The organism is Pseudomonas sp. 1176_21 (assembly GCF_052850635.1).
This window is the reverse complement of record NZ_VXCV01000004.1, coordinates 121,317-145,911: the sequence shown is the minus strand read 5'-3', so window position 1 is coordinate 145,911 and position 24,595 is coordinate 121,317. Positions and strand designations below refer to the sequence as shown.

Annotated in this window: 29 protein-coding genes; 18 read left to right on the top strand and 11 right to left on the bottom strand. The window is 64.6% G+C overall.

Features of this window, described 5'->3' with window-relative positions; genetic code table 11:
* The first annotated feature begins 8 nt into the window (after positions 1 to 8).
* On the top strand, positions 9 to 200 hold the full coding sequence (locus FW760_RS11465; RefSeq protein WP_043864211.1) for a YhfL family protein: 192 nt from the start codon (positions 9 to 11) through the stop codon (positions 198 to 200).
* Positions 201 to 363: 163 nt separating this feature from the next.
* Here FW760_RS11465 and FW760_RS11460 read toward each other — a convergent pair whose 3' ends face one another.
* The gene (locus tag FW760_RS11460; protein WP_043864210.1) at positions 364 to 591 is read right to left on the bottom strand and encodes a YdcH family protein; all 228 of its coding nucleotides are present in this window, start codon (positions 589 to 591) and stop codon (positions 364 to 366) included.
* A gap of 114 nt (positions 592 to 705) precedes the next feature.
* Here FW760_RS11460 and FW760_RS11455 point away from each other — a divergent pair, with 114 nt between their 5' ends.
* The 5 genes from FW760_RS11455 to FW760_RS11435 all read left to right on the top strand — a co-directional run bounded on the left by FW760_RS11455 (position 706) and on the right by FW760_RS11435 (position 5,438).
* A complete protein-coding gene (locus FW760_RS11455; RefSeq protein WP_058541519.1) occupies positions 706 to 1,071 on the top strand; it encodes a 5-carboxymethyl-2-hydroxymuconate Delta-isomerase in 366 nt (121 codons plus the stop codon).
* 200 nt (positions 1,072 to 1,271) lie between these two features.
* A complete protein-coding gene (locus FW760_RS11450; protein ID WP_088514491.1) occupies positions 1,272 to 2,906 on the top strand; it encodes a phosphoethanolamine transferase in 1,635 nt (544 codons plus the stop codon).
* Positions 2,907 to 3,003: 97 nt separating this feature from the next.
* Complete coding sequence (gene rnd, locus FW760_RS11445) at positions 3,004 to 4,137, top strand: ribonuclease D (RefSeq protein ID WP_043864207.1); 1,134 nt, start codon at positions 3,004 to 3,006, stop codon at positions 4,135 to 4,137.
* Positions 4,134 to 4,427: a YcgL domain-containing protein gene (locus tag FW760_RS11440; RefSeq protein WP_043864206.1), complete on the top strand. Its 294-nt coding sequence runs from the start codon at positions 4,134 to 4,136 to the stop codon at positions 4,425 to 4,427. Before rnd ends, FW760_RS11440 begins: the two co-directional genes overlap by 4 nt.
* Before the next feature lie 78 nt (positions 4,428 to 4,505).
* Positions 4,506 to 5,438 (top strand): D-2-hydroxyacid dehydrogenase, encoded by a 933-nt coding sequence (locus FW760_RS11435; RefSeq protein WP_043864205.1) that lies wholly within the window; start codon positions 4,506 to 4,508, stop codon positions 5,436 to 5,438.
* A gap of 100 nt (positions 5,439 to 5,538) precedes the next feature.
* Here the strand turns inward: FW760_RS11435 and FW760_RS11430 are convergent, their stop codons facing one another.
* Complete coding sequence (locus FW760_RS11430) at positions 5,539 to 6,132, bottom strand: nitroreductase family protein (protein ID WP_043864204.1); 594 nt, start codon at positions 6,130 to 6,132, stop codon at positions 5,539 to 5,541.
* 152 nt (positions 6,133 to 6,284) lie between these two features.
* Here FW760_RS11430 and FW760_RS11425 point away from each other — a divergent pair, with 152 nt between their 5' ends.
* Positions 6,285 to 6,731: a YcgN family cysteine cluster protein gene (locus FW760_RS11425; protein ID WP_043864203.1), complete on the top strand. Its 447-nt coding sequence runs from the start codon at positions 6,285 to 6,287 to the stop codon at positions 6,729 to 6,731.
* Positions 6,732 to 6,754: 23 nt separating this feature from the next.
* On the top strand, positions 6,755 to 7,975 hold the full coding sequence (locus FW760_RS11420; protein ID WP_116053131.1) for a hypothetical protein: 1,221 nt from the start codon (positions 6,755 to 6,757) through the stop codon (positions 7,973 to 7,975).
* On the opposite strand, the gene FW760_RS11415 is transcribed toward FW760_RS11420, so the two are convergent.
* The 3 genes from FW760_RS11415 to FW760_RS11405 form a co-directional block, all read right to left on the bottom strand.
* Positions 7,972 to 8,337: a YgaP family membrane protein gene (locus FW760_RS11415; RefSeq protein ID WP_043864201.1), complete on the bottom strand. Its 366-nt coding sequence runs from the start codon at positions 8,335 to 8,337 to the stop codon at positions 7,972 to 7,974. The genes FW760_RS11420 and FW760_RS11415 overlap by 4 nt on opposite strands.
* 66 nt (positions 8,338 to 8,403) lie before the next feature.
* Positions 8,404 to 8,874 (bottom strand): RNA methyltransferase, encoded by a 471-nt coding sequence (locus FW760_RS11410; protein ID WP_043864200.1) that lies wholly within the window; start codon positions 8,872 to 8,874, stop codon positions 8,404 to 8,406.
* A gap of 65 nt (positions 8,875 to 8,939) precedes the next feature.
* The gene (locus FW760_RS11405; protein WP_043864199.1) at positions 8,940 to 9,314 is read right to left on the bottom strand and encodes a YajD family HNH nuclease; all 375 of its coding nucleotides are present in this window, start codon (positions 9,312 to 9,314) and stop codon (positions 8,940 to 8,942) included.
* A 126-nt stretch (positions 9,315 to 9,440) separates the two neighbouring features.
* On the opposite strand from FW760_RS11405, the gene FW760_RS11400 reads away from it, so the two are divergent.
* Positions 9,441 to 9,719, top strand: a complete 279-nt coding sequence (locus FW760_RS11400; RefSeq protein WP_043864198.1) for a hypothetical protein — start codon at positions 9,441 to 9,443, stop codon at positions 9,717 to 9,719.
* On the opposite strand, the gene FW760_RS11395 is transcribed toward FW760_RS11400, so the two are convergent.
* Positions 9,716 to 10,189 (bottom strand): cyclic nucleotide-binding domain-containing protein, encoded by a 474-nt coding sequence (locus tag FW760_RS11395; protein ID WP_088514493.1) that lies wholly within the window; start codon positions 10,187 to 10,189, stop codon positions 9,716 to 9,718. The genes FW760_RS11400 and FW760_RS11395 overlap by 4 nt on opposite strands.
* A gap of 136 nt (positions 10,190 to 10,325) precedes the next feature.
* Positions 10,326 to 12,377: a S9 family peptidase gene (locus FW760_RS11390; RefSeq protein WP_116053134.1), complete on the bottom strand. Its 2,052-nt coding sequence runs from the start codon at positions 12,375 to 12,377 to the stop codon at positions 10,326 to 10,328.
* 84 nt (positions 12,378 to 12,461) lie between these two features.
* Here FW760_RS11390 and FW760_RS11385 point away from each other — a divergent pair, with 84 nt between their 5' ends.
* The 6 genes from FW760_RS11385 to FW760_RS11360 are packed head-to-tail and all read left to right on the top strand — an operon-like array spanning position 12,462 to position 16,694.
* Positions 12,462 to 12,953: an MFS transporter gene (locus FW760_RS11385; RefSeq protein WP_100634621.1), complete on the top strand. Its 492-nt coding sequence runs from the start codon at positions 12,462 to 12,464 to the stop codon at positions 12,951 to 12,953.
* 24 nt (positions 12,954 to 12,977) lie between these two features.
* Complete coding sequence (locus FW760_RS11380; RefSeq protein ID WP_043864194.1) at positions 12,978 to 13,754, top strand: class II glutamine amidotransferase; 777 nt, start codon at positions 12,978 to 12,980, stop codon at positions 13,752 to 13,754.
* Between the two features lie 12 nt (positions 13,755 to 13,766).
* Complete coding sequence (locus FW760_RS11375) at positions 13,767 to 14,288, top strand: DUF2937 family protein (RefSeq protein WP_054914961.1); 522 nt, start codon at positions 13,767 to 13,769, stop codon at positions 14,286 to 14,288.
* 44 nt (positions 14,289 to 14,332) lie between these two features.
* Positions 14,333 to 15,085 carry a 5-oxoprolinase subunit PxpA gene (locus tag FW760_RS11370; protein ID WP_058541522.1) on the top strand — a complete coding sequence of 251 codons (753 nt, stop codon included), beginning with the start codon at positions 14,333 to 14,335 and terminating at the stop codon, positions 15,083 to 15,085.
* Positions 15,082 to 15,777, top strand: coding sequence for a 5-oxoprolinase subunit B family protein (locus FW760_RS11365; protein WP_116053140.1), 696 nt, complete (start codon positions 15,082 to 15,084; stop codon positions 15,775 to 15,777). Before FW760_RS11370 ends, FW760_RS11365 begins: the two co-directional genes overlap by 4 nt.
* The gene (locus tag FW760_RS11360) at positions 15,774 to 16,694 is read left to right on the top strand and encodes a 5-oxoprolinase subunit C family protein (RefSeq protein ID WP_043864190.1); all 921 of its coding nucleotides are present in this window, start codon (positions 15,774 to 15,776) and stop codon (positions 16,692 to 16,694) included. The genes FW760_RS11365 and FW760_RS11360 overlap by 4 nt, the downstream gene beginning before the upstream one ends.
* 40 nt (positions 16,695 to 16,734) lie before the next feature.
* Here FW760_RS11360 and FW760_RS11355 read toward each other — a convergent pair whose 3' ends face one another.
* From FW760_RS11355 to FW760_RS11345, 3 genes are all read right to left on the bottom strand, one after another.
* Positions 16,735 to 17,913: a vWA domain-containing protein gene (locus tag FW760_RS11355; RefSeq protein ID WP_043864189.1), complete on the bottom strand. Its 1,179-nt coding sequence runs from the start codon at positions 17,911 to 17,913 to the stop codon at positions 16,735 to 16,737.
* 18 nt (positions 17,914 to 17,931) lie between these two features.
* Positions 17,932 to 18,777, bottom strand: coding sequence for an AAA family ATPase (locus tag FW760_RS11350; RefSeq protein ID WP_043864188.1), 846 nt, complete (start codon positions 18,775 to 18,777; stop codon positions 17,932 to 17,934).
* 178 nt (positions 18,778 to 18,955) lie between these two features.
* Positions 18,956 to 20,029 (bottom strand): DUF748 domain-containing protein, encoded by a 1,074-nt coding sequence (locus tag FW760_RS11345; RefSeq protein WP_054914958.1) that lies wholly within the window; start codon positions 20,027 to 20,029, stop codon positions 18,956 to 18,958.
* A 130-nt stretch (positions 20,030 to 20,159) separates the two neighbouring features.
* Between FW760_RS11345 and cysK the strand changes: the two genes are divergently transcribed.
* From cysK to FW760_RS11330, 3 genes are all read left to right on the top strand, one after another.
* Positions 20,160 to 21,134, top strand: coding sequence for a cysteine synthase A (cysK, locus tag FW760_RS11340; protein WP_043864186.1), 975 nt, complete (start codon positions 20,160 to 20,162; stop codon positions 21,132 to 21,134).
* 171 nt (positions 21,135 to 21,305) lie between these two features.
* Positions 21,306 to 22,241 (top strand): aspartyl/asparaginyl beta-hydroxylase domain-containing protein, encoded by a 936-nt coding sequence (locus FW760_RS11335; protein WP_043864185.1) that lies wholly within the window; start codon positions 21,306 to 21,308, stop codon positions 22,239 to 22,241.
* A gap of 372 nt (positions 22,242 to 22,613) precedes the next feature.
* Positions 22,614 to 23,513: a DMT family transporter gene (locus tag FW760_RS11330; protein WP_054914957.1), complete on the top strand. Its 900-nt coding sequence runs from the start codon at positions 22,614 to 22,616 to the stop codon at positions 23,511 to 23,513.
* Here the strand turns inward: FW760_RS11330 and FW760_RS11325 are convergent.
* On the bottom strand, positions 23,495 to 24,400 hold the full coding sequence (locus FW760_RS11325; RefSeq protein WP_054914956.1) for a DMT family transporter: 906 nt from the start codon (positions 24,398 to 24,400) through the stop codon (positions 23,495 to 23,497). The two genes, FW760_RS11330 and FW760_RS11325, sit on opposite strands and share 19 nt — an antisense overlap.
* Positions 24,401 to 24,595: the final 195 nt, after the last annotated feature.

The window sequence follows — 24,595 nt, the reverse complement described above, 5'->3', positions numbered from 1 at the left end:
GATTTAGAATGAAAAAGTTTATCAAGGCATCGGTCGCAATCGCTGTTGTTTCGGGTGTTGCCCTGCTGTCCGGTTGCACTGGCCAAGTGTACAACCAGCCAAAGAACTGCTCGTACGATTACCTGTTCCACCCTTCGGTTTCCATCTCCAAGGTTATTGGTGGCTGCGGTCCAATCGACAAACTGCCGCAGCAGCAGTAAGTTTGGCGTGATCAGGCCATTGCGGCCTGATCAAGAAACCCCGACACGCCAAGTGTCGGGGTTTTTTTTGGCTTGCCAATTACCTGGCAAAAAGTTGATATCAAAATGATATTAACTGTTGTGGTCAACTAAGATTTATCCAGCATGGCAAGCGGTACAACGCCTAGGCTTTGAGATGGTCGACGATCTCATCCTTGGTCAGCAGCCGTTTCTTGCGCAGTTCCGTCACCTGATCGTCCGTGGCGCTGCCGCTTTCTGCCTCGACCACTTGGGCGTCGATCGCGTTGTACTTCTCGTGCAACGTACTGAGCCGCGGGTCGGTTTTCTTTTTTTCGTCGAAGGCTTCCCTGGTCAGATTCAGGTCTGCAAGCAAATCGTGTTTGACCGGCATCTCTTCACCTCTGCTGATAGGTTGGTGGGCATGAACCTTCAGGATAGACGCGTTTGCCGCCCCCCGCAGATGGGGTAGTCTGTCGAATCATTTCCCCCGACGGACGCCCGAGTCATGCCCCATCTGCACCTGGAATACAGCGCCAACCTGCGCGAGCTTGAAGTCGACAAGGTTCTTCTGCGCCTGAATCACGCGCTGGTCGGCAGTGGTCAGTTCGCCCAGGAACTGGATATCAAGAGTCGCGCGCGCGCCTTCGAACATTTTCGTGTGGGCGTGGCCCCGGTCGAGCGGGCATTTGTCTGTGTGCGGCTGTCGCTGCTCAGCGGCCGCTCCCCGGAGGTCAAGAAGCAGCTCTCGGGCAGCCTGCTCGAGGTGCTCAAGGATGCGGTGGTCGAGGTGAGCGGTCGCGAGCTTCAGTTGAGCGTCGAGCTTGTCGACATGGACCGCGACAGCTACGCCAAGGTGCTGTTGCCCGCCTGACCGCTGTTCGGGGGCAGGGCGACAAGGCCCTGTTCCTGAATAAAGGCTGAACAAGAAGTGTTCTGCCCTTCGTTCAATAAAGTGCAATTATTTGTTGGCGTCTTTTTCACGAAAAATTGATGGCACCCTGCCTACAGTCCGCCTTGTTTTTAATTGATGTTGCAATGACATCGTCCCGGACTTTCAAGAAGCGAAGCGCCATGTTCAAGTTAAAGCCCCTGCGTGCCGAATGGGTAACGTTGATTGCCAGCCTGTACCTGTTGATCGGTTTCAACGCGGTGCTGTGGCAGCATGTTTTCAGTATCGTGCCGGGGGATGCCCCGGGCCTGGTGCTGCGCCTGGCGTTTGCCGTGCTGGTGTTCTGCGCGTTCAACTTGGTGCTGACCCTGGTGGCCTTCCGGCCCGTGCTCAAGCCGGTGCTGACGGGGTTGTTCCTTGTCAGCGCGGGGGTGGCCTACTTCATGAACCGCTACGGCGTGCTGATCGATGTGGGCATGTTGCGCAATACCATGGAAACCAATGCTACCGAAGTGCGTGATCTGCTCTCGTTCACGTTGGCCGGCTATATCCTGTTACTGGGCGTAGTGCCGAGTATTCTTTTATATAAAACCCCGATTCTTTATCGTACCTTCCCCCGCGAGTTGTTGAGCAAGTTGGTGGTCGGTACGGCCAGCGCAACAGTACTGGGCGCGGTGGCATTGCTCAATTACCAGGGGCTTTCCTCGTTGTTTCGCAATCACCATGAACTGCACCTGATGGTCGTGCCCAGCAACTATGTCGGCGCCGCAGTAGCCTATGTCAGCGAGCAGCTAGGCAGCGCGCATGTACCGTTGCGCCGCATTGGCGAAGATGCCGTGCGCCCGCTGGCGGTAACGCCCCAGGCCCGCAAGTCGTTGACCGTGCTGGTGGTGGGCGAGAGCGCCCGCGCACAGAACTTCGGCCTGCTCGGTTACGACCGCGATACCACGCCTCAGCTGAGCAAGGAGGCGGGGCTGGTGGCCTTCAGCGACGTGCATTCGTGCGGTACCGAAACGGCGGTGTCGGTACCCTGCATGTTCTCCACCTTCACCCGCAAGCAGTATGACGCCAGCAAGGCCAGGAACCAGGAGGGCCTGCTCGACGTGCTGCAGCGTGCCGGCATCGCGGTGCACTGGCGCGACAACCAGTCCGGCTGCAAGGGCACCTGCGATCGCGTGGCGTTCGAGGATGTCAGCAACCTCAAGGACCCGGCCCTGTGCGCCGACAGCGAATGCCACGACGAAATCCTGTTGAAGGGGCTGGAGGCGATGCTCGACAACCTGCAGCAGGACACCGTGCTGGTACTGCACCAGATGGGCAGCCACGGGCCGGAGTACTTCAAGCGCTACCCCAAGGCCTACGAGCGTTTCACCCCGGTGTGCCGCAGCAATGCCCTGGACAAGTGCGACCGCCAGAGCATCATCAATGGCTACGACAACACTCTGGTGTACACCGACCACGTGCTGGCCACGCTGATCGACGTCCTGCGCAGCCGCCAGGACAAGGTCGACACCGCCATGCTGTACCTGTCCGACCATGGCGAGTCGCTGGGTGAGTACAACCTGTTCCTGCACGGCACGCCCTACATGCTCGCTCCCGAGCAGCAGAAGCACATACCGATGCTGGCGTGGTTTTCCGATGGCTATCGCAAGGACTACGCCGTCGATACCGACTGTCTGCAGCGCTCGCGCAACCAGCCGCTGAGTCAGGACAACCTGTTCCATTCGATGCTCGGCCTGCTGCGGGTGCACACCTCGGTGTACGACCCGCAACTGGACATGTTCGCCAGTTGCCGTCCGGTGGTCGCTACACACTGACCGCGTGCGCAGGCTGGCGAGGGAACGGCGGTCGAGCGGTTTCCCGGCGGTGGCCTGCGCCGTATATACTGCGCGCCATTGTTCGTGGGAGAGCCTTGTGGCCATCGATATTCACTGGATTTGCGACGACCGCAGCCTGGCCGAGCACTGCCGACAGTGGCGGCAGTTGCCTTATGTAGCGCTTGATACCGAATTCATGCGGGTTGACACGTTTTACCCCATCGCCGGTTTGATCCAGGTCGGCGACGGGCAGCGTGCCTTTCTGATCGATCCGTTGCTGATCGGCGACTGGCAGCCGCTGGCCGAGCTGCTCGAAGACAGCGCCGTGACCAAGGTGCTGCATGCCTGCAGCGAAGATCTCGAAGTGCTGATGCGCCTGACCGGCAGCCTGCCGGCGCCGCTGTTCGACACCCAACTGGCCGCCGGCTACCTGAATCTCGGGTTCTCCATGGGCTACTCGCGACTGGTGCAGGAAGTACTCGGCATCGAGCTGCCCAAGGGCGAGACCCGTTCGGACTGGCTGCAGCGCCCGCTGTCGGAAACCCAGGTCAGCTACGCCGCCGAAGATGCCGTGCACCTGGCCGAAGTCTACGAGCGCCTGCGCCCGCAGCTGTCCGAAGACAAGAATGCCTGGGTGCTGGAAGACGGCGCCGAGCTGGTGGCCCAACTGCGCCGCGAAACCGACCCCTACGAGCTGTACCGTGATGCCAAGCTGGCCTGGAAGCTGTCGCGTGCGCAACTGGCGGTACTGCGCGAGCTGTGCGCCTGGCGCGAACGCGAGGCGCGTGCGCGCAACCTGCCGCGCAACCGGGTGCTGCGCGAGCAATCGCTGTGGCCTCTGGCCCGTACCCAGCCCGACAATCTGTCGGCCCTGGCCAAGATCGAAGACATGCACCCGCGCACCATTCGCCAGGATGGCGAGTTCCTGCTCGAGCTGATCAAGAAGGCCGCCAGCGTGCCGCCCAGCGAGTGGCCGCCGGCCCTGCCCGAGCCCTTGCCGATCGAGGCTTCGGCGCTGCTCAAGCAGCTGCGTGCCATCGGCCAGGCCGAAGGCGAGCGCCTGGGCATCGCGCCCGAACTGATGCTGCGCAAGAAAACCCTCGAGGCGCTGCTCAAGAGCGGCTACCCCAACGGGCCCTATCAACTGCCTGATTCGTTGCGCGGCTGGCGCCGCGAGCGGATGGGCCAGGCGCTGCTCGATTGCCTGGCCGGCACCGGAGACCAGCCATGAAACGTATCTGCTCGATCTACAAGAGCCCGCGCAAGAATGAAATGTACCTCTACGTGCTCAAGGCCGATGGCCTGGAGCGCGTGCCCGAGGGGCTGCTGCCGGCCTTTGGCAAGCCGGTGCATGCCTTCGACCTGGTGTTGACCCCCGAACGCCAACTGGCCCGCGAAGACATCACCCAGGTGCTGGCCAATCTGGAGAAGCAGGGCTACCACCTGCAGATGCCGCCACTTGAAGACGAGTACATCGAGCATCTTCCCGAAGAGCTGTTGCGGCGCAACGATCCGGTCTGAGCTTTTTTCTGTCTTGCATGGCGCGGCCCGCGCAGTGAGCGGGCCAGCGCCGTGGTTTATGCCAAGGTTATCCAAAACATGCGCGTTCTGATCGTTGAACAGGATCATGCCCTTTACGCTCGCCTGCTGCGCGAGATGGCACCGGACCTCGAGGTAGTGACCAGCGGCGACTCTGCCGAACTGTCGAAGCTGGCAGCAGAGTGCCCGGTGTGGCTCGGCCAGCCCGATCTGCTGGCCACCCTGCTGCGTCAGGGCCACGGCCCTGCCTGGGTGCAGTCGACCTGGGCCGGCATCACCCCGCTGCTGGTCGACGGCTTGCCGCGTGGCTATCGCCTGACGCGGGCGGTGGGCATCTTTGGCCAGGTGATGGCCGAGTACGTGCTCACCTACATGCTCGGCCATGAGCGCGAGGTGCTCGCGCGCGTGCTCAGCCAGGTGGAACGCAAGTGGGACGGGCGCCTGGGGCGCAGCCTGGAAGGGCGGCGCGTGCTGATCGTGGGCACCGGTGACATCGGCCAGCAGGTTGCCGAGTTCCTGCTGCCCTTCGGTGTCACCTTGTATGGCGTGGCCAGCCAGGCCCGCGTACAGGCGCCGTTTGTCGAGGTGGCCGGCCTGGATGAGCTGGGGCGGTTGGTGGGCGAGGTGGATTATGTGGTCAACCTGCTGCCTGACACGCCTGCCACCCACGACCTGTACAACGCCGCGCTGTTCGCCAGGTTCAACCCCCAGGCGCTGTTCATCAATGCCGGGCGTGGGGTGTCGGTGGTCGATGCCGACCTGGTCGAGGCGCTGAAGCTGGGGCACCTGGCGGGCGCGGTGATCGATGTATGCCGCCAGGAGCCGCTGCCGCAGCGTCATCCGTTCTGGACCGCCTGGGGCCTGCTGTTGACCGGGCACAGCTCGGCGCCGACCTCGCCGACGGCGATGGTGCGTTTGTTCGTGGAGAATCTGCGGGCATACGAGGCGGGGCAGGCGTTGCGTGGCGAGGTGGATTTCGAGCGGGGCTACTGACTGAAACCGCGTCGCAGCCGTCGTTGGCAAGGCCGGCGCCTACAGGAGATGCCTGCAGGAGCCGGCCTTGCCGGCGAACGGGGCGCCGCGAACTTCAGCCCTACAGGCTGAAATCACCCTCGGCCGCCAGCTCGCTCAACGGCTTGCGCGGGCTTGGCACTTCACGGGCCTGCAGGTACTCGGCCAGGCTGGCCTTGTCGCCCAGCTTGCCGATGGCGACCATCGCATGCAGTTCATAGCCGTCCGGAATCTTCAGCTCCTTGCGCGCCAGCGCCTGGTCGAACCCGGCCATGCCGTGGGTATGCCAGCCACTGATGCTGGCCTGCAACGCCAGGTGGCCCCAGGCCGAGCCGGTGTCGAAGGTGTGCCACAGCGCCGGGGTTTCTTCGCTGGCGCCAGGGGCGGTAAAGGTGGTCTTGGAAATCACCAGCACCAGCGCCGAGGCGTGCTGGGCCCAGCTGCGGTTGAATTCGTTGAGCAGGCCCAGGAAGCGCTCCCAGTTCGGCGTGTCACGGCGCGCGAACAGAAAGCGCCACGGCTGCGAGTTGTAAGCCGAGGGGGCCCAGCGCGCCGCTTCGAAGAAGCTCAGCAGGGTGTCTTCGGCAATCGGTTCGGCGGTAAACGCCCGGGGCGACCAGCGCTGGATGAACTGCTCGGCAATGGCATAGTCGGCAACGCGAGGGTTGGCACTCATGGAGGGGTTCCTGACGGGGTGGGAAAACACACAGCCTGTCAAACTACTGCGTGGCGCCAGCCCTGACAAGCGGTCTGGCAAAGCCCGGCCACACGCCCTAGACTGGCGCCGCCACGCGCGCGCACTTGAATTGAAACAGGACAAAACGCACCATGCCTGCCACCCAACCCTTCTGGATCAGCAAGCCCCTCGATCAGCTCGATCGCCAGGAGTGGGAGTCGCTGTGCGATGGGTGCGGCCTGTGCTGCCTGCAAAAGCTCGAGGACGAAGACGACAACAGCGTCTACTACACCAGCATTGCCTGCAAGCTGCTCGACCTCAAGACCTGCCAGTGCAGCGATTACCCCAACCGCTTTGCCTCGGTACCCGACTGCATCCAGCTCACCCCGGGCAAGGCCGACCAGTTCAAGTGGCTGCCGCCCACCTGTGGCTATCGGTTGGTCAGCGAGGGCAAGGACCTGCCCAGCTGGCATCACCTGGTCAGTGGCGATCGCGAGCAGGTGCACAAGCAACGCATTTCGTGGTCTGGCCGCATGCTCAGTGAAGACAGCGTGGCCGAAGACGATTGGGAAGACTATCTGATTTTCCGCGCCGGCTGAGGCTGCGGCGCAAGGGGATGTGAATGGAGATACGTCGCTGTTTGCTGGGGGCTGCGCTGTTGCTGGCGAGCCATGGCGCCTGGGCGAAGAAGGTCGATCTGGATTACCACGTGCGCCTGCTGCCCCAGAGCGGGCAGGCCGAGGTGCGCCTGACCCTGGCCGACGGCGCAGCGGTGCGCAGCCTGGATTTCGACTTGGGCAAGGAAGCCGTCTACAGCGATTTCAAGGCCGATGGCGCCTGGCAGTTGCAGGCCGGAGCACGCCGTGGCCTGTGGCAGCCGGGGGCGGGAGTGTCCAGCCTGAGCTACCGGGTACAGCTTAACCATGCCCTGAAGAACGCCGGCTACGACAGCCGCATCACTGCGCAATGGGCCTTGTTCCGGGGCGATGACCTGGTGCCTGCCGCACGCCTCGACCAGCAGGACGGCACCGAGCTGGTCGCGCGCCTGGTGTTCGAGTTGCCGGGCGACTGGAAGAGTGTCGAAACGCCCTGGCCGCGGATTGGCAAGCAGCGTTTCCGCCTCGACAACCCTTCGCGCTTGTTCGACCGGCCTACCGGCTGGATGCTCGCCGGCAACCTGGGCAGCCGGCGCACCCGTCTGGGCGAGACCGAGGTCACCGTCGCCGGGCCCCAGGGCCAGGGCTTGCGGCGCATGGACACCCTGACCCTGCTGACGTTCGTGTGGCCACAGCTGCAGAGCGTGTTCCCGCGCAACCCGCCCAAGCTGCTGCTGGTGGGCGCCCGCGACCAGTTGTGGCGCGGCACCCGGGCCGGCTACCACTCGATCTACCTCAACAGCAATCGCCCATTGGTCAACGAGAACGGCAGCAGCCCGTTGTTGCGCGAACTGGTGCGGGTGTTCGCCCAGGTCAACGACCAGGAGCGCAGTGACTGGATTGGCGAGGGGCTGGCCGAATACTACGGCATCGAACTGCTGCGCCGTGCCGGCGGCATCACCGAGGACCGCTACCAGGCGGTGCAGGCCCGGCTGGCCAGGCAAGGTGAAAAGGTCACCACGCTGCGCGGCGAGCAGATCACCGATGCCGGGGTAGCTCGTGCGGTGTTGCTGCTGCAGGCGCTGGACCGCGAGATCCGCCTGCACACGCATAACCAGCGTTCGCTGGACGACGTGACCCAGGGCCTGATGCGCCTCAACAGCGTCAGCACCGCGGAGTTCATCCAGCTCAGTGAAAACGTGCTGGGACGTGGTTCCGAGGTGCTGGACACCAAGCTGTTGCGTTAGGCCTTGGGGCTTTTGAGCGAGTCGTTGCCGGTGACCGTGGCGCTGTGGGTGGCCGCTTGCGCATTGGCCTTCAGCACGCTGAGCTCTTCACCGGTGCGTTCGATCTTGCTGCGGATCTGATCCAGGTCGCGGCGCCCGCGCTCGATCAGGCTCTTGGCCGAACTGTGTCCGGTGATGCCCCGGGCCAGCGCCACGCCGCCGATGGCGATCTGGATCAGGCCGAAGAAACCGCCGCGACGCAGCCCCTTGCCGACCATCACCACACCTGTGGCCAGGGAGCCAGCGCGCTCCCAGCCTTGCACGTTGTGTTCGGTCTTGCTCTGAAACGGTGTGGCCAGGGTCAGGGTCTTGTTCTGGGACATGGTCGTACTCCTGTGGGGGCATGGATAGTCAGCAGACCGCCAGGGCCGCCAGGACGTTCCCGCGGATTACTTGAATTTGGGCCCGGAGCGGGTGTTCAGGCCCTTGGCCATGCGGTCGTAGAGCACCACGTTGACGGTGGCAGCGAGGTTCATGCAGCCATTGGTCGGGATGTAGATGGTCTCTTCGCACCAGGCGCGCACGTCGGCATCCAGAGAGCCGTCTTCAGGGCCGAAGATGTAGATCGCGCGGTCGGGGTGAGTGTATTCGGGCAGCGGGCGGGCGCCCTCGACCAGTTCGACGGCAACCGGTGTGCAGCCCAGCGGGATGATCTTCTGCAGGTCGTCGATGCCGATCAGCGGGATGTCATAGTGCACCCGCTTGGTGTCGGTGACGAAGTCGCGGGCGCGCTCGTAGCGCTTGCCGGTGTAGAACACCGAGTTCACGCCATAGCAACCCGCCGCACGCATCACCGAACCGACGTTCTCCGCTGATTTGGGGTTGAACAGACCAATGCAGCTGTACCGTTTGTTCGCCACGTGCCGGGGCCCTTGAGAAAAAAGACGCGATTATACGGGCTTGCCGGCACGGGTGGGGCGCAGGGTCAGTCTTTCTTGAGCAGCCCGGCCAGCCCGGCGAACGGGTTATGGGTGGCCTTGGCGATGCTTGGGCTGGCGGTGGAGCCTTCGCTGAAGTACTGCTGGTCGGTGTAGCGCGAGTGCTCGTTGTCGTGGCAGTACAGGCACAGCAGTTCCCAGTTCGAACCGTCCTGGGGGTTGTTGTCGTGGTTGTGGTCGCGGTGGTGCACGGTCAGTTCGCTCAGGCGCTTGCCGGCGAATTCGCGGGCGCAGCGGCCGCACACGTGGGGGTACATGCGCAGGGCCTTGTCGCGGTAGCCCATTTCCTTGTCGCGCTTGGCATCGGCGAGGATGCGGTCCAGCCGCGCGGTGGCGGCGGCGGAAGAGGTTGCCGAACTCATGGTTGTACCTTTCTCGGGCTTGTTACGGTTATGCCGTGAAGTTTAGCGCCATGACGGGCATTTCGGACAGGCAAACCGCAGCGCTTGCGCGTAGCCTGTAGGCAGCACTCTCCAGGAGCCCGCCCCATGCGCCATGCGAGCATTGCCCTGCTGTTGATTGCCTGGCTCGGCCAGGCCCAGGCTGCGGACCTGCAGCCACGCACCCTCGCACCGGTACCGGGTGCACCGGGTACGCCCACGCCCACCCCTTACCCGCAGGTGGCCCCGTCGACCATCCCCCGTGCAGGGCAGGGCTCGTCGGGTGCGCCGCTGTTGCCGCCGATTCCCTTGCCCAGCCCGCCGAAGGACCAGCCGCTGCCAGGGCTTGCGCCGGATGCCGGCAAGGACAAACCGCGCGAGGGCTAGACCTGCTGCGAGAGACGCTGGCCGTCGAGCATGCGCAGGCGACGCGACAGTGCCACGGCCAGGGCGCGGATGATCTTGGCGGCCACCTTGGGCGTTTCGTTGAGCATTTTTTCCAGTGAGTCCTTGCCCAGGTTGAGCAGTTGACAGTCGCTGGCGGCCACGCAGCTGGCCGATCGGCGTTCGCCGTCCAGAACGGCCATCTCGCCAAAGGCGCGGCCCTTGCGCAGGGTGGCGATCTCCACCTGATGCTCGTCGGGGTCGGTCTTGCGTACCGATACCTGGCCCGAGTGGATGATGCACATGAAGGTGCCGGCATCGCCTTCGTGGAAGATTTCCTCGCCCTGGGCGATGGTGCTGATGCTGAAGTAGCCGGCAGCGGTCTGAAAGTCAGGCGGCAGCAGTTGGTCGAACAGGCCGCAGTCCATGAGCATGTCGCGAATTTCGTTGTTCAGGGAGGTCGGGTCGGGCATCGCGGTTGGTCTTTTTCTTGGAGGTTTGTGGTGTCTGGTTTTCGCCGTCAAGGCCGGCTCCTGCAATGGCCAGTGCATAGCTTGCAGGAGCCGGCGTTACCGGCGAATTGCTGATTCAGACAACAGAAATCCTGAATTACACCAGGCCCAGCACTTTAAATACGAACGCGTACTCCAGTGCCACGTCCTTGAGCCCCTGGTAGCGCCCGCTCATGCCGCCATGCCCGGCGCCCAGCTCGGTCTTGAGCAGCAGCAGGTTGTCATCGGTCTTGTGCACGCGCAGCTTGGCCACCCACTTGGCCGCCTCCCAGTACTGCACGCGGCTGTCATTGTAACCGGCCACCACCAGCAGGGCAGGGTAGGCCTGGGCCTTCACGTTCTCGTAGGGCGCATACGCCTTGATGCGCGCATACACCTCGGGCTCCTGCGGGTTGCCCCACTCGTCATACTCGGTGACGGTCAGCGGCAGATCGGGGTCGAGCATGGTGTTGAGCACGTCGACGAACGGCACCTCGGCAATCGCCGCCTTGAACAGCTCGGGACGCAGGTTGAGCACCGCGCCGATCAGCAGCCCGCCGGCACTGCCGCCACTGATCGCCAGGTGCTCGGCATCGGTCACGCCGGTGGCGATCAGGTGTTCGGCGCAGGCGATGAAGTCGCTGAAGGTGTTGGGCTTGTGCTCCTGCTTGCCGGCCCGGTACCAGGCCTCGCCCAGTTCGCCGCCGCCGCGCACGTGGGCAATGGCGAAGGCCACGCCGCGCTCCAGCAGGCTCAGGCGCGCATGGGAAAACCACGGGTCCAGGCTTTCGCCGTAGGCACCGTAGCCGTACAGGTACAGCGGCACCGGCTTGCCGAGGTCCTCACGGCGCTGAACCAGGCTGATCGGTACCTGCGTGCCGTCGCCGGCGGTGGCCCACAGGCGCTGGCTGACGTAGGCGTCGGGGTCGAACGGGCCGAGCACCGGGGTCTGCTTGAGCACCTGCTGCTGACCATCGGCAAGCGTCAGCTGGCGTACCTGCGCAGGGCGGTTCAGTGCCTCGTAGCGCAGGCGGATGCGTGGGCTGTCGAACTCCAGGCTGTCCTGCACGTACAGGCTGTAGGCTGCATCCGGCAGCTCGACGCGGTAGGCGGGCAGGCCGTGGGGGCGCACCTCGATGATCGGCAGGCCGCCCTCGCGCAGGCTCAGGGTCAGGGCGCTGGCGTTCAGGGTCAGCCCCTCGAGCATCACGGTGTCGCGGTGCGGCACCAGTACCTGCCACTGCTCGTGGGTTGGCAGGGTGTCGGCCGGGCCGTGGAACAGGGCGAAATTGATGCCTTGCTGGTTGCTGCGGATGAACCAGTGCCAGTGGCCGTTCAACTGGCCATGGTCAGGGTAGTACTCATGGCCTTCGACCCGTGGTGCCAGGCAGGTGAACGCCTGTTCCGGGGTGTGCGCATCCAGTACCCAGGCCTCGCTGGTGGTCTTGCTGTTGAGCAGCAGGATCAGCTGGCGCTCGGAGCTGGCGCGGTAGCAGTGCAGGAAGAAGCGACCGTCGGCCTCCTCGAACACCTGCACCGCCCCCTGGGTGCCCAGGCGATGACGCATCAGCCGGTGCGGGCGGTGGGTGTCGTCCAGTTCGGCGAAGAACAGCGTCTGGCTGTCGTTGGCCCAGGTCATGCTGCCGTCGCAGTCTTCGAACGGCAGCTGTTCGACCGCGCCGCTGGCCAGGTCCTTGACGTACAGGGTGTAGACCTCGTCGCCGCTGGTATCCAGGCTGTAGGCCAGGCGCTGGTGGTCGGGGCTGATGTTGAAGGCGCCCAGGCTGAGGAAGCCACCGGCGGCCAGCAGGTTGGGGTCCAGCAGCAGCTCTTCGCGGCTTTCATCGACCGTCGGCGAGTCGTCGGCCGGGCGTGGGCAGCGGTAATGACGCGGGTACTCGTCGCCGGCGGTGGTGCGGGTGTAGTAAAGGTAGGGGCCCCAGGGCGAGGCCAGCGACAGGTCTGTTTCGAGAATGCGGCCACGGATCTCTTCGAACAGCTGCTCGCGCAACCCGGCCTGGTCGGCCAGTTGCGCCTCCTGATAGGCGTTTTCCGCGTTCAGGTAGGCCAGCACCTCGGGGGTGTCCCGGGCCTGCAACCAGGCATAGGGATCGGTGCCGGCATCCTGGCGGGCGATCGGGGCTTGGGGGGCGTTGGCAGCTGCGGACATGCGGGGTTCTCTTTGCTGGGGCGCGCCTGCGCGCTGAAAAGTCGTTATCATAAGCATCTATTTGCCTAGCTTGCCACGGACGCCATGACCGAGAACGATTATCTGCTCGCCTGGGGACTCTATGCCCTGGCCGCCCTGGGTTGCCTGCTGGTGGGCTTTCGCCTGACCGCGTGGATGTGGCGCTGGTTGCGCGAGCCGCTGCGGGTGATCATGGCAGTGCTGCTGCTGACCCCGACCATCATCGACCCGGTGAAGGAGAAGTTCGCCCCGGCCATTGCCATCACTGCCCTGGACCTGGCCTTCAAGGTCGGCAACAACGTGCTGCGCGCCGCGTCCGACCTGGCCATGTACGGCATGATCGCGTTCATCCTGTATGCCGTGTTCGTGCTGCTGCGCTGGCCGCTGGAGCGCCGTGCCAAGGCCCGCCGCGCCGCTGCCGAAGCCGCCGCCAGGCGCGATGCCGACGAGCCGCTGGACGACCAGCCGTTCGCCGCCGACAGCCGTGACCGCTACCGCAGCGAACCCCCTGAAGCACCCGCCGGCGGCAGCCGCGAGCGCCTCGAACCGCGTTTGTAAGATCCGCCCTGGAGCGACCCCTGCATGTGTGAATTACTGGGCATGAGCGCCAATGTCCCTACCGATATCGTGTTCAGCTTCACCGGGCTGATGCAGCGTGGCGGACGTACCGGGCCGCACCGTGACGGCTGGGGCATCGGCTTCTATGAAGGCCGTGGCCTGCGCCTGTTCCAGGACCCGGCGGCCAGCTGCGAGTCGGAAGTCGCCAACCTGGTGCAGCGTTATCCGATCAAGAGCGAGGTGGTCATCGGCCACATTCGCCAGGCCAACGTTGGCAAGGTGTGCCTGTCCAACACCCACCCGTTCGTGCGCGAACTGTGGGGGCGCAACTGGTGCTTCGCACACAACGGCCAGCTGGGCGACTTCCAGGGGCAACGCACCTTCTACCGCCCGGTGGGCGATACCGACAGCGAGGCCGCCTTCTGCGACCTGCTCAACCGCATCCGCGAGGCATTCCCCGAACCGGTCGAGGTCGAAGAGCTGATCCCGGTGCTGGTGCAGGCCTGCGCCGAGTTCCGTGGCAAGGGCGTGTTCAACTGCCTGCTCAGCGATGGCGACTGGCTGTTCTGCTTCTGTTCGACCAAGCTGGTACACATCACCCGGCGCGCACCGTTCGGCCCGGCGCGGCTCAAGGACGTGGACATGATTGTCGACTTCCAGGCCGAGACCACGCCCAACGACGTGGTCACCGTCATTGCCACCGAGGCCTTGACCGAGGACGAGATCTGGCACCGCTACGAGCCTGGCCAGTGGGGCCTGTGGCGGCGCGGTGAATGCATTGCCCAGGGTCAGGCCAGCTAAGGATCAGCCTTCATGTTCAGAAGTTACCTGCGTTTGCTGTTGTTTACCTTCGGCCTGCTGGTCGGTGTGCAGATCCCCGGGCTGATCAACGATTACACCCAGCGGGTCGAGGCGCACCTGCTCGAATCGCGCGAGGGCCTCAAGGGCTTCAACCAGACCGCGCAGCGCTTTTTCAATGGCGACCTGCAGGCGCTGGTACGTCACTACCGTGCCAGCGACGACCCGGTGTTCAACAGCGATGCCGACAGCATCGACAGCCTGGTGGCGCGCAATCGCCTGCTCGAAGAAGAGTGGCAGACCCTGCAGCGCCCGTGGCTGGTGCGCACCTGGCACGTACTGGTGGCGGCCGACCCGGCCTTGCGCGAGGAAACCCTCAAGGGCTACAGCTACCAGATCCTGCTGGCGCCCGAGGCGATGGCCTGGGGCCTGGCCAGCGCCATGCTGCTGGCACTGGTGATCGAGAGCCTGCTGATGCTGATCGGCTGGGCGATCCTCGGCGGTCGGCGCAAGCCGGTGGAGCCGAGCTGGCGCTAGACGGCCTCCGGGCCGCCCCCCCACCCGACACAGGAGCAACGCGCGTGAGCCGCCTGCTACTCAATTGCGACATGGGTGAAAGTTTCGGCAGCTGGAGCATGGGGCTGGATGCCGAAGTGATGCCCTTTATCGATTGCGCCAACATCGCCTGCGGTTTTCATGCTGGCGACCCGGGCATCATGCGCGCCACCGTGGCGCTGGCCGTGGCCGGGGGCGTGCTGGTGGGGGCGCACCCGGCGTACCAGGACCTGGCCGGTTTCGGGCGCCGCTCGATGGCCTGCAGCAATGAAGAGATTCGCGACCTGCTGCATTACCAGATCGGCGCGCTGGACGGTATCTGCCGTACCCAGAAGACCCAGGTGGCCTACGTCAAACCCCACGGCGCGCTGTACAACGACATGATGGCCGAGCCGGGCAAGCTGCGTGCGGTGATCGAGGCGGTGGCCGCCTACGACCGCAGCCTGCCGCTGATGCTGATGGCCACGGCCGACAATCGCGCGGCCCAGGCACTGGGTGACGAATATGGCGTCACGTTGTGGTTCGAGGCCTTTGCCGACCGTGCCTACGACCCCGCCGGACGCCTGCTGTCGCGGCGCCTGCCCGGTGCCGTGCACCACGACCCGGCCCTGATCGTCGAGCAGGCCCTGCGCCTGGCACGGGGCGAGCCGCTGGTTGCCAGTGATGGCAGCGCACTGCGCCTGCAGGCCCATACGCTGTGTGTGCATGGCGACAATGCCAGCTCGGTGGCTGCGGTGCGGCAGATTCGTCAGGCTCTCGATGCGCAGGCGGCGCCATGAAGTGGCGCGTCGAGGTGGTTGCTGTCGATTGCCTGATGGTGCGCCTGTTCGATGCGATCGATGAGTCCAACATGCCCTGGATGCTCGCTGCCACCCAGCGTCTGCGCGCAGCCTTTGCGGCGCAGCTGATCGATCTGGTGCCGTCGTACACCACCGTGATGGTGCATTTCGACCTGTCGCCCACCCAGGCCCGCGAGCGTATCGCGCAGGCGCTCGAAGGTCTTCGCCCCGACGAGGGCGGGGCAGGGCAGCGCCACGACATTGCGGTGTGGTACGACCCCAGCGTCGGGCCCGAGCTGGCCTTGCTGGCGCAGCGCAGCGGCGATTCCGTGTCGGGGGTGATCCGCCGCCACAGCGCGCGCGAGTACCAGGTGTTCGCCCTGGGCTTCGCCCCGGGTTTCGCGTTCATGGGGCTGGTCGAGGAGGCGCTGGCCGCGCCGCGCCTGGCCACCCCGCGCAAGCGCGTGGCAGCCGGCAGTGTGGGCATCGCCGAGCGCCAGACGGCGGCCTACCCGGCGGTGTCGCCCGGGGGCTGGAACCTGATCGGGCGTACCCCCAGCCGCCTGTTCGATCGCCAGCGCGAGGGCTACAGCATGCTGCAGCCGGGCGACCGGGTGCGCTTCGTGGCGGTGGACCGTGCCGAATTCCTTGCACTCGGCGGCGACGACACGCCCCTGCAGGTGTCGCCGTGAGCCGCTTGCTGATCGAGGCCAGCACGCCGCTGTGCCTGTTGCAGGATGCCGGGCGCTTTGGCGTGCGCCACCTGGGCGTGACCCAGGGCGGTGGTCTGGACTGGGTATCGATGCGCTGGGCCAACTGGCTGCTGGGCAATGCACCGCAGGCGGCGGTGGTGGAGATCACCCTGGGCGGGCTGACGCTGGTGGCCGAGCAGGCGTGCTGCCTGGCACTGGCCGGTGCTGACCTGGGCGCACGGCTCGACGACCAGCCGCTGGCGCCGTGGCGCAGTTTCGTGATGGCCAAGGGGCAGCGCCTGCAGTTCACCCAGCCGCTGCAGGGTGTGCGGGCCTACCTGGCGGCGCCAGGGGGATTCGCTGCGCCGCAGGTGCTGGGCAGTTGCGCTACGGTGGTGCGCGAGGAGCTGGGCGGGCTGACGGGACTGGGCAGAGCATTGGCCCGAGGCGAGTGCCTGGGCTACGCCGGCAACGCGCCGGGTGTGCGTGAGGTGCCCGAAGGGCTTCGACCCGTGCCTGGTACCTGCACCGTGCTGGACCTGGTGATGGGGGCGCAGATCGGCGAGTTTGCCGGGCAGAGCCTGTTCGATGCCTTCAACCGCGACTGGACCCTGGACACCCGCGCCGACCGCATGGGCATGCGCCTGCTGGGCCCGGCGTTGCAGTATCAGGGGCAGCCGATGATCTCGGAGGGGATACCGCTGGGCGCGGTGCAGGTACCGCCGGATGGGCAGCCGATCGTGTTGCTCAATGATCGGCAGACGATTGGCGGCTATCCGCGACTGGGGGCGCTGACCCCGCTGGCGCTGGCCGGCCTGGCGCAGTTGCTGCCGGGGCGTGTGGTGCGGTTGCGGGCCGTGGTGCAGGAGATGGCATGGCGAGAGCAGCAGGTTTATCTGCAGAGGTTTGCCGATTGACAGGGCCTCTTCGCCGGCAAGGCCGGCGAAGGGTTCACCGCTACTTGGAGAGAAACCGCATCCCTTCCTCCAGCCCGCGCAAGGTCAGCGGGAACATCCGGTCCTCGACCAGCTCGCGCACGATGTTGGTCGAAGCGGTATAGCCCCAGGTGTCCTTGGGGTAGGGGTTTATCCAGATCAGCTTCTTGTACTTCTCCATGAAGCGGCGCATCCACACATACCCGGCTTCCTCGTTCCAGTGCTCCACGCTGCCACCGGGCTGGGTGATCTCGTAGGGCGCCATGGCCGCATCGCCAACGAACACCACCTTGTAGTCGGCGCCGTACTTGTGCAGCAGGTCCATGGTCGAGGTGCGCTCGGAGGTGCGGCGCAGGTTGTTCTTCCACACCGACTCGTACACGAAGTTGTGGAAGTAGTAGTACTCCAGGTGCTTGAACTCGGTCTTGCAGGCCGAAAACAGCTCTTCGCAGATCTTCACGTGGGCGTCCATCGAACCGCCGATGTCGAACAGCAGCAGCAACTTCACGCTGTTGCGCCGCTCCGGACGCATCTGGATGTTGAGCAGCCCGGCATCGCGCGCGGTGTGGTCGATGGTGCCGTCGATATCCAGCTCTTCGGCCGCGCCCTGACGGGCGAACTTGCGCAGCCGGCGCAAGGCCAGCTTGATGTTGCGCGTACCCAGTTCCACCCCGTCGTCAAGGTTCTTGTACTCGCGCTGGTCCCATACCTTGACCGCCTTGCCCTGGCGCTTGCCGGCATCGCCCACGCGAATGCCCTCGGGGTTGAAGCCGCCCGAGCCGAACGGGCTGGTACCGCCGGTACCGATCCACTTGTTGCCGCCGGCATGGCGTTCCTTCTGTTCTTCCAGGCGTTTCTTGAACGCTTCGATCAGCTTGTCCAGACCGCCCAGGGACTGGATTTGCGCACGCTCTTCATCCGTCAGGGAACGCTCGAATTCCTTGCGCAGCCAGTCTTCGGGGATCAGCGCCTCCAGGTGGTGGTCGAGGTTTTCAAGGCCCTTGAAGTAGGCCGAGAAGGCCCGGTCGAACTTGTCGAAGTGGCGCTCGTCCTTGACCAGGATGGCGCGCGCCAAATAGTAGAACTCGTCCATGTCGGCGAAGATCACCCGCTGCTTCAAGGCATTGAGCAGGTCGAGCAACTCGCGTACCGACACCGGCACCTTGGCCGCGCGCATTTCATTGAACAGGTTCAGCAGCATGGCAATGACCCCGTTGGCTCAGCGGTTGCCGCGCCGGCTCATGAACGCCAGGCGCTCCAGCAACTGCACGTCCTGCTCGTTCTTGACCAGCGCACCGGCCAGCGGCGGGATGGCCTTGGTCGGGTCGCGCTCGCGCAATACCGCTTCGCCGATGTTGTCGGCCATCAGCAGCTTGAGCCAGTCGACCAGCTCGGAGGTGGAGGGTTTTTTCTTCAGGCCCGGCACCTTGCGCACGTCGAAGAACACGTCCAGCGCTTCGCTGACCAGGTCCTGCTTGATGTTGGGGTAGTGCACGTCGACGATCTGCTGCAGCGTGGCGCGATCGGGGAAGGCGATGTAGTGGAAGAAGCAGCGACGCAGGAAGGCGTCGGGCAGTTCCTTCTCGTTGTTGGAGGTAATGATGATGATCGGGCGCTGTTTGGCCTTGATGGTCTCGTCGATCTCGTAGACGTAGAACTCCATCTTGTCGAGTTCCTGCAGCAGGTCGTTGGGGAACTCGATGTCGGCCTTGTCGATTTCGTCGATCAGCAGGATGACCCGCTCCTCGGCTTCGAAGGCCTCCCACAACTTGCCCTTTTTCAGGTAGTTGCGCACGTCGTGCACCTTGTCCACGCCCAGCTGCGAGTCGCGCAGGCGGCTGACCGCATCGTACTCGTAGAGGCCCTGGTGGGCCTTGGTGGTGGACTTGATGTGCCAGGTGATCAGCTTGGCACCGAAGGCTTCGGCCAGTTGCTCGGCGAGCATGGTCTTGCCGGTGCCGGGTTCGCCCTTGACCAGCAGCGGGCGCTCCAGGGTGATCGCCGCGTTGACGGCCAGTTTCAGGTCATCTGTGGCGACGTATGCGCTGGTGCCTTCGAACTTCATGTACCGATCCTCAAAAAATGGTCATGCGGTGACTATCATGCGACGACTATAACGCGGGGCTTGCGTGGCTGTGAACGCGGACGGGGTATTCAGTCTGTGGATGATTGGTCATGGAACCGGGGTGGCAGGCCTGGCCTAGTCGCTGGCTTGCCAGCGAAAGGGCCAGTACCGCGATGGATCAGTCAGCTTTCGGCGGCCCCTGTTCATACCGCGCATTGAATGCCTGCACGAAGCCGTTGCGCAGAATCTGCAAAAACGCCTCGAACGCGCTGATATCGCTGTGATGCACGCTGCCGCTAAGCTCCACGCGCGTGGCGAACTGGTTCTTGCGCTGGTTCTTGAGCACCGTTTCGGTACCGCCCACCAGGGCTTCCCAGATCGAGCGCAGAAACCCCTTGTCCTTGTTCTCCACGTCCTGCTGCCAGTTGAACACTTCGACATCGCGCAACAACGGCTTGATGTAGCCCTTGAGCTGGCCCTTGTTCGCCTCGGCCTCGATCACCACGTCGCCGTGCCCGGCATTGAAGTCGAACTTGCCGTAGGCGCTGGCAAAGTCGTTCATCTGGCGCAGCTGGATGCCGGTGGCGCGCAGGCGGAACTGGAAGTCCTCGAAGTTGCTCAGCGGGTCGAAGGTGGCCGTGCTTTCCACCCGCGCGTCGCCCAGCAGCCGGGCCTTGCCCTCGAAGCGGGCGTCGCGCTTGCCTTCGACGTCCACCACGTTGGTCAGGTTGTAGACGCTGGCGTTGAGCTGGGTCGCTTCAAGGCTGACCGGCGGTTTGGAATTGAAGTTGCGAAAGGTCAGGGTGCCGTCGTCTATGCGCAGCTCGTTGAGGGTGATCGGCAGCAGCTTGCTCAGCTGCGCGCGCCAGTCGGTGCCCTTACCGGTCTGCGACGCCTGTGTGTTGCCGCCATCGACGAAGTTCAGTTTCGGGCGCAGGAAGGTCACTTCGGCCACCACGGCATGGTCGTACCACAGTGAATGCCAGCTCACCGACAGGTCGATCAGCGGCGCCTCCAGAAACGGCACCGGCACCTTGCCCGTGGTCTTGACGATGGTCAGGCCGTTGATCTTGTAGGCACCCCGCCACAGGGCCAGGTCGACATCGGTGACCTGGCCGCGGTAGTCGCCCATGTCGGCGAGCTTTTCGTTCAAGTAGTTGCGTACCAGGATCGGCAGCGTCAGGTGCAGGGCCAGCAGCAACAGTGCAATGCCCAGCAGCCCCCACAGGGGCCAGCGGTAGCGGCGTTTCATCGGCGTGGGTTCCGTGATTGAGGATGATCGGTTGACCGCCGCACGGGCGCATCGGTTCGTTCGGGGTGGACGCACCGCAGGGGCAGGCATACCCTTGAAGTTTTCGCACGGTGCCAAAAGGACCCAAGCCATGAGCCGTATCTTCGCTGACAACGCGCACTCCATCGGCAACACGCCGCTGGTGCAGATCAACCGCATCGCCCCGCGGGGCGTGACCATCCTGGCCAAGATCGAGGGGCGCAACCCCGGCTATTCGGTCAAGTGCCGGATCGGCGCGAACATGATCTGGGACGCCGAAAGCAGCGGCCGGCTCAAACCGGGCATGACCATCGTCGAGCCGACCTCGGGCAACACCGGTATAGGCCTGGCCTTCGTGGCCGCTGCGCGCGGCTACAAGCTGATGCTGACCATGCCGGCCTCGATGAGCATCGAGCGGCGCAAGGTACTCAAGGCGCTGGGCGCCGAGCTGGTGCTGACCGAGCCTGCCAAGGGCATGAAGGGCGCGATCGAGAAGGCCGCCGAAATCGTAGCCAGCGACCCGGCCACCTACTTCATGCCGGCGCAGTTCGACAACCCGGCCAACCCGGCCATTCACGAGAAGACCACCGGTCCGGAAATCTGGAACGACACCGACGGCGGGGTCGATGTGCTGGTTGCCGGCGTGGGCACCGGCGGCACCATCACCGGTGTGTCGCGCTACATCAAGAACACCCAGGGCAAGCCGATTCTGTCGGTGGCGGTCGAGCCGCTGGTGTCTCCGGTGATCACCCAGGCCCTGGCCGGCCAGGAAATCAAGCCCAACCCGCACAAGATCCAGGGCATCGGCGCAGGTTTCGTACCCAACAACCTGGACCTGTCGATGGTCGACCAGGTCGAGCTGGCCAGCGACGAGGAGTCCAAGGCCATGGCCCTGCGCCTGATGCAGGAGGAAGGCATCCTGTGCGGTATCTCCTGTGGCGCGGCGATGGCCGTGGCGGTACGCCTGGCCGAAAAGCCGGAAATGCAGGGCAAGACCATCGTGGTGATCCTGCCCGATTCGGGCGAGCGCTACCTGTCCAGCATGCTCTTCAGCGACCTGTTCACCGAGCAGGAAAACCAGCAGTAACCACCGCCAGGCTCCACCGAGGCTGATCCGCCTCAATGTTCGGCGCACTGCGTTGTTGCACAATTGCCAACACTGAATGTCCGGCCCCGGTTGTTTTTACCGGGGCCGGATCGGTTTATCATGTCCGATTATCCGGCAGCGATGGCCTGATCGAAATTCAAGGAGTGTTGCATGACCTTTTCCTTTGTCGCCAAGGCAGGTGTACTGCTGCTGTTCTTCGGCAGCACCCTGTACGTGCACCTGCGCGGCAAGGCGCGTTTGCCCGTGTTGCGCCAGTTCGTCAACCATTCGGCGCTGTTCGCCCCCTATAACGCCCTGATGTACCTGTTTTCGGGGGTGCCTTCCAAGCCCTATCTGGACCGTAGCCGCTTCCCCGAGCTGGACGTGCTCAAGGACAACTGGCAGGTGATCCGCGAGGAGGCCATGCACCTGTTCGACGAGGGCTACATCCGAGCCGCCGAAAAAGACAACGATGCCGGCTTCGGTTCGTTCTTCAAGAAGGGTTGGAAGCGCTTCTACCTGAAGTGGTACGACAAGGCGCTGCCATCGGCCGAGGCGCTGTGCCCCCGCACCGTCGAGCTGGTCAACAGCATCCCCAACGTCAAGGGCGCGATGTTCGCCCTGCTGCCGGGCGGCAGCCACCTGAACCCGCACCGCGACCCGTTCGGCGGTTCGCTGCGCTATCACCTGGGGCTGTCCACGCCGAACTCGGACGACTGCCGCATCTATGTCGACGGCCAGGTGTACGCCTGGCGCGATGGCGAAGACGTGATGTTCGATGAAACCTACGTGCACTGGGTGAAGAACGAAACCGAGACCACCCGGGTGATCCTGTTCTGCGATATCGAGCGACCGCTGACCAGCCCGCTGATGACCCGCATCAACCGCAAGGTCAGTGCCTTCCTGGGCCGGGCCACCGCGCCGCAGAACACCGACGACGAGCGCGTGGGCGGGATCAACCAGGCGTATGCCTGGAGCAAACGCTTCAGTACCGTGATCAGCAGCCGGGTCAAGACCTTCAAGCGCGCCAACCCCAAGGCCTACCGCGTGCTGCGCCCGGTGCTGGCGGTGCTGGTTGCTTACCTGCTGTACCGCTGGCTGTTCTGACCACACACGGTGCAAGGTTGGCCCCTGCCGGGGCGGGCCTTGCACCGTGTCGCGAGTGTGGCTATATTCACCCACAGTTCACCTCACCGAAGACCTGCACATGCCAGCTTCCCGCCCCACCACCGTATTCGCTACCGCGCCCGACGCGGTCGTGGTCGTGCGTGGGTCCCAGCAGCCGGTCATGATCAGTCACTACCCACCACCTGTCAGTAGCCCCGTGGCGTGCGTTGTCGCACCACCCGGCGTGGTTGTAGTGCTGGGCTGAGCGGCCACTGGCTGCGCCCCCACCACACCTGAACCCTACTGAATACGGCCGGCTGCACCGCGCAGCTCGACCGTTCGGCTTACTTGCCCGAATACAGGTGGCATTTCATGTCAGTTATCTCGAAACAATCCGTGGCCTCGGCGGCCACCACCAGCCTGTTCGTCCTGCTCTGGAGCAGCGGCGCCATCGTCTCCAAGCTCGGCCTGGCGCAGGCCTCGCCCTTTGCCTTTCTGCTGATCCGCTTTGCGATTGCCTTTGTCGGCCTGCTGCTGCTCGGCCCGTTGCTGCGCCTGCACTGGCCACGCGGTCGCGGCCCGTTGCTGCAAGCCATCGCCACCGGCTGCGTGCTGCTCGGTGCCTACCAGATCTTCTACCTGCTGGCGCTGGACCTGAAGGTGACGCCCGGCATCATGGCCACCGTGATGGGCGTGCAGCCGATCCTCACGGTGGTGCTGATGGAGCGCAAGCGTTCGTTCAGCCGCCTGTTCGGCCTGAGCCTGGGGCTGATCGGGCTGGTGATGGTGGTGTACCAGGGCATCGGCCTGGGCGGCATCTCGCTGGCGGGCATGCTGTTCGCGCTGCTGGCGCTGGCCAGCATGACGTTCGGCTCGATCATGCAGAAGCGCATCACCAGCAACCCGGTGGGCACGCTGCCCTTGCAGTACCTGGCGGGGCTGCTGATGTGCGCGCTGTTTGCACCGTTCCAGCCGCTGGCGGTCAACCCCAATGCCAGCTTTGTGTTCTCGGTGCTGTGGATGGGCCTGGTGGTGTCGTTGCTGGCGACCTTGCTGCTGTACCGGCTGATCGCCAAGGGCAACCTGGTCAATGTCACCAGCCTGTTCTACCTGGTGCCGGCGGTGACGGCGGTGATGGACTACCTGATCTTCGGCAATCGCCTGGCGGCCTTGAGCCTGCTGGGCATGGGCTTGATCGTGGTGGGCCTGCTGTTCGTGTTCCGCAAGCCCGCGACCAAGCCTGACACGGTGGATCAGTCGCTGGCCAGCTGACGGGCCTGGCGGGCCGGCTTGAGCACCAGCCACAAGGCCACGGCAATCAGCAGCCCGCCATACAGGTGCGCCATCGACAGGGGCTCGTCCAGCAGCCACGCGCCCCACAGCACGCCGAAGGCCGGGATCATGAAGGTCACGGTGGTGGATTTTACCGGGCCGATTTCGCTGATCAGGCGAAAGTACAGGATGTAGGCGAAGGCGGTGCACAACAGGCCCAGCCCCAGCAGCGACAACCACACCTGCCAGCCGCCCCAGCTGGCAGGTGGCTGGGTGATCACGCTGAAGCCGAACAGCGGCAGCAACAGCAAGGTGGCACCCATCATGCTGCCCAGCGCCGACAGGCGACTGTCCAGGCCGCCCTGCTGGTCGAGCCAGCGCCGCGCCAGATACCCCGAGAAGCCATAGCAGGTGGTGGCCGCCAGACACGAGAGGGCGCCCTGCATGAGCCTGGCGTCGAAGGCCACCGGCCCCGCACCACTGAGAATGCCGACCCCGAACAGGCCCAGGAAGATGCCGCCCAGCTTGGGCAGGGTCATGGCCTCGCGAAAGAACAGCGCGCCGATCAGCACGCCCATCAGCGGCGTGGTGGCGTTGAAGATCGCCGAGTAGCCGGCGGGCAGCACCTGGGCGGCCACCGAGTAGAGCGTTGCGGGTATTCCCGAGTTGATCATGCCCAGAAACAGGCAGGCCTTGAGTTTGCCCTGGAAGTCCCAGCGCACGCGCAGCAGGGCGAGAATCACCAGCAACCCGGCGCAGGCGATGGAGACGCGAAAGAAGGCGGTGGGCAGGGTGCCCAGCACCGGCGCAATGATGCGCATGAACAGAAAACTGGCCCCCCACACGGCAGCGAGAATCAACAGTCGGGTGATGGCGATGGGGCTCACGGGGGTTCTCCGGGTAACAGGGGCAGGGGCGGGAGTTTACGGTAAAAGCCCGGGTGGGCTCTCTCGCTTTCTTGCGGTGTCAATTCGGGCGCTTTCGCCAGCACCGCTGGCTCCTGCTGTGGGGGCGGTATCTGTAGGAGCCGGCCTTGCCGGCGAAGGGCGCGAAACGGTTCCTAAGTAGGCTATCGCAGCCTT

What these genes read in the sequence shown, in the direction of transcription:
- FW760_RS11465 (WP_043864211.1), top strand. Translation starts at nt 9, where the DNA reads ATGAAAAAGTTTATCAAGGCATCGGTCGCAATCGCTGTTGTTTCGGGT.
- FW760_RS11335 (WP_043864185.1), top strand. Translation starts at nt 21,306, where the DNA reads ATGACCTTTTCCTTTGTCGCCAAGGCAGGTGTACTGCTGCTGTTCTTC.
- FW760_RS11405 (WP_043864199.1), bottom strand. Translation starts at nt 9,314, where the DNA reads ATGAGTTCGGCAACCTCTTCCGCCGCCGCCACCGCGCGGCTGGACCGC.
- FW760_RS11390 (WP_116053134.1), bottom strand. Translation starts at nt 12,377, where the DNA reads ATGTCCGCAGCTGCCAACGCCCCCCAAGCCCCGATCGCCCGCCAGGAT.
- FW760_RS11365 (WP_116053140.1), top strand. Translation starts at nt 15,082, where the DNA reads ATGAAGTGGCGCGTCGAGGTGGTTGCTGTCGATTGCCTGATGGTGCGC.
- FW760_RS11350 (WP_043864188.1), bottom strand. Translation starts at nt 18,777, where the DNA reads ATGAAGTTCGAAGGCACCAGCGCATACGTCGCCACAGATGACCTGAAA.
- FW760_RS11425 (WP_043864203.1), top strand. Translation starts at nt 6,285, where the DNA reads ATGCCTGCCACCCAACCCTTCTGGATCAGCAAGCCCCTCGATCAGCTC.
- FW760_RS11355 (WP_043864189.1), bottom strand. Translation starts at nt 17,913, where the DNA reads ATGCTGCTGAACCTGTTCAATGAAATGCGCGCGGCCAAGGTGCCGGTG.
- FW760_RS11375 (WP_054914961.1), top strand. Translation starts at nt 13,767, where the DNA reads ATGTTCAGAAGTTACCTGCGTTTGCTGTTGTTTACCTTCGGCCTGCTG.
- FW760_RS11400 (WP_043864198.1), top strand. Translation starts at nt 9,441, where the DNA reads ATGCGCCATGCGAGCATTGCCCTGCTGTTGATTGCCTGGCTCGGCCAG.
- FW760_RS11385 (WP_100634621.1), top strand. Translation starts at nt 12,462, where the DNA reads ATGACCGAGAACGATTATCTGCTCGCCTGGGGACTCTATGCCCTGGCC.
- FW760_RS11330 (WP_054914957.1), top strand. Translation starts at nt 22,614, where the DNA reads ATGTCAGTTATCTCGAAACAATCCGTGGCCTCGGCGGCCACCACCAGC.
- FW760_RS11430 (WP_043864204.1), bottom strand. Translation starts at nt 6,132, where the DNA reads ATGAGTGCCAACCCTCGCGTTGCCGACTATGCCATTGCCGAGCAGTTC.
- FW760_RS11345 (WP_054914958.1), bottom strand. Translation starts at nt 20,029, where the DNA reads ATGAAACGCCGCTACCGCTGGCCCCTGTGGGGGCTGCTGGGCATTGCA.
- cysK (WP_043864186.1), top strand. Translation starts at nt 20,160, where the DNA reads ATGAGCCGTATCTTCGCTGACAACGCGCACTCCATCGGCAACACGCCG.
- FW760_RS11380 (WP_043864194.1), top strand. Translation starts at nt 12,978, where the DNA reads ATGTGTGAATTACTGGGCATGAGCGCCAATGTCCCTACCGATATCGTG.
- FW760_RS11460 (WP_043864210.1), bottom strand. Translation starts at nt 591, where the DNA reads ATGCCGGTCAAACACGATTTGCTTGCAGACCTGAATCTGACCAGGGAA.
- FW760_RS11450 (WP_088514491.1), top strand. Translation starts at nt 1,272, where the DNA reads ATGTTCAAGTTAAAGCCCCTGCGTGCCGAATGGGTAACGTTGATTGCC.
- FW760_RS11455 (WP_058541519.1), top strand. Translation starts at nt 706, where the DNA reads ATGCCCCATCTGCACCTGGAATACAGCGCCAACCTGCGCGAGCTTGAA.
- FW760_RS11420 (WP_116053131.1), top strand. Translation starts at nt 6,755, where the DNA reads ATGGAGATACGTCGCTGTTTGCTGGGGGCTGCGCTGTTGCTGGCGAGC.
- FW760_RS11395 (WP_088514493.1), bottom strand. Translation starts at nt 10,189, where the DNA reads ATGCCCGACCCGACCTCCCTGAACAACGAAATTCGCGACATGCTCATG.
- FW760_RS11415 (WP_043864201.1), bottom strand. Translation starts at nt 8,337, where the DNA reads ATGTCCCAGAACAAGACCCTGACCCTGGCCACACCGTTTCAGAGCAAG.
- FW760_RS11435 (WP_043864205.1), top strand. Translation starts at nt 4,506, where the DNA reads ATGCGCGTTCTGATCGTTGAACAGGATCATGCCCTTTACGCTCGCCTG.
- FW760_RS11440 (WP_043864206.1), top strand. Translation starts at nt 4,134, where the DNA reads ATGAAACGTATCTGCTCGATCTACAAGAGCCCGCGCAAGAATGAAATG.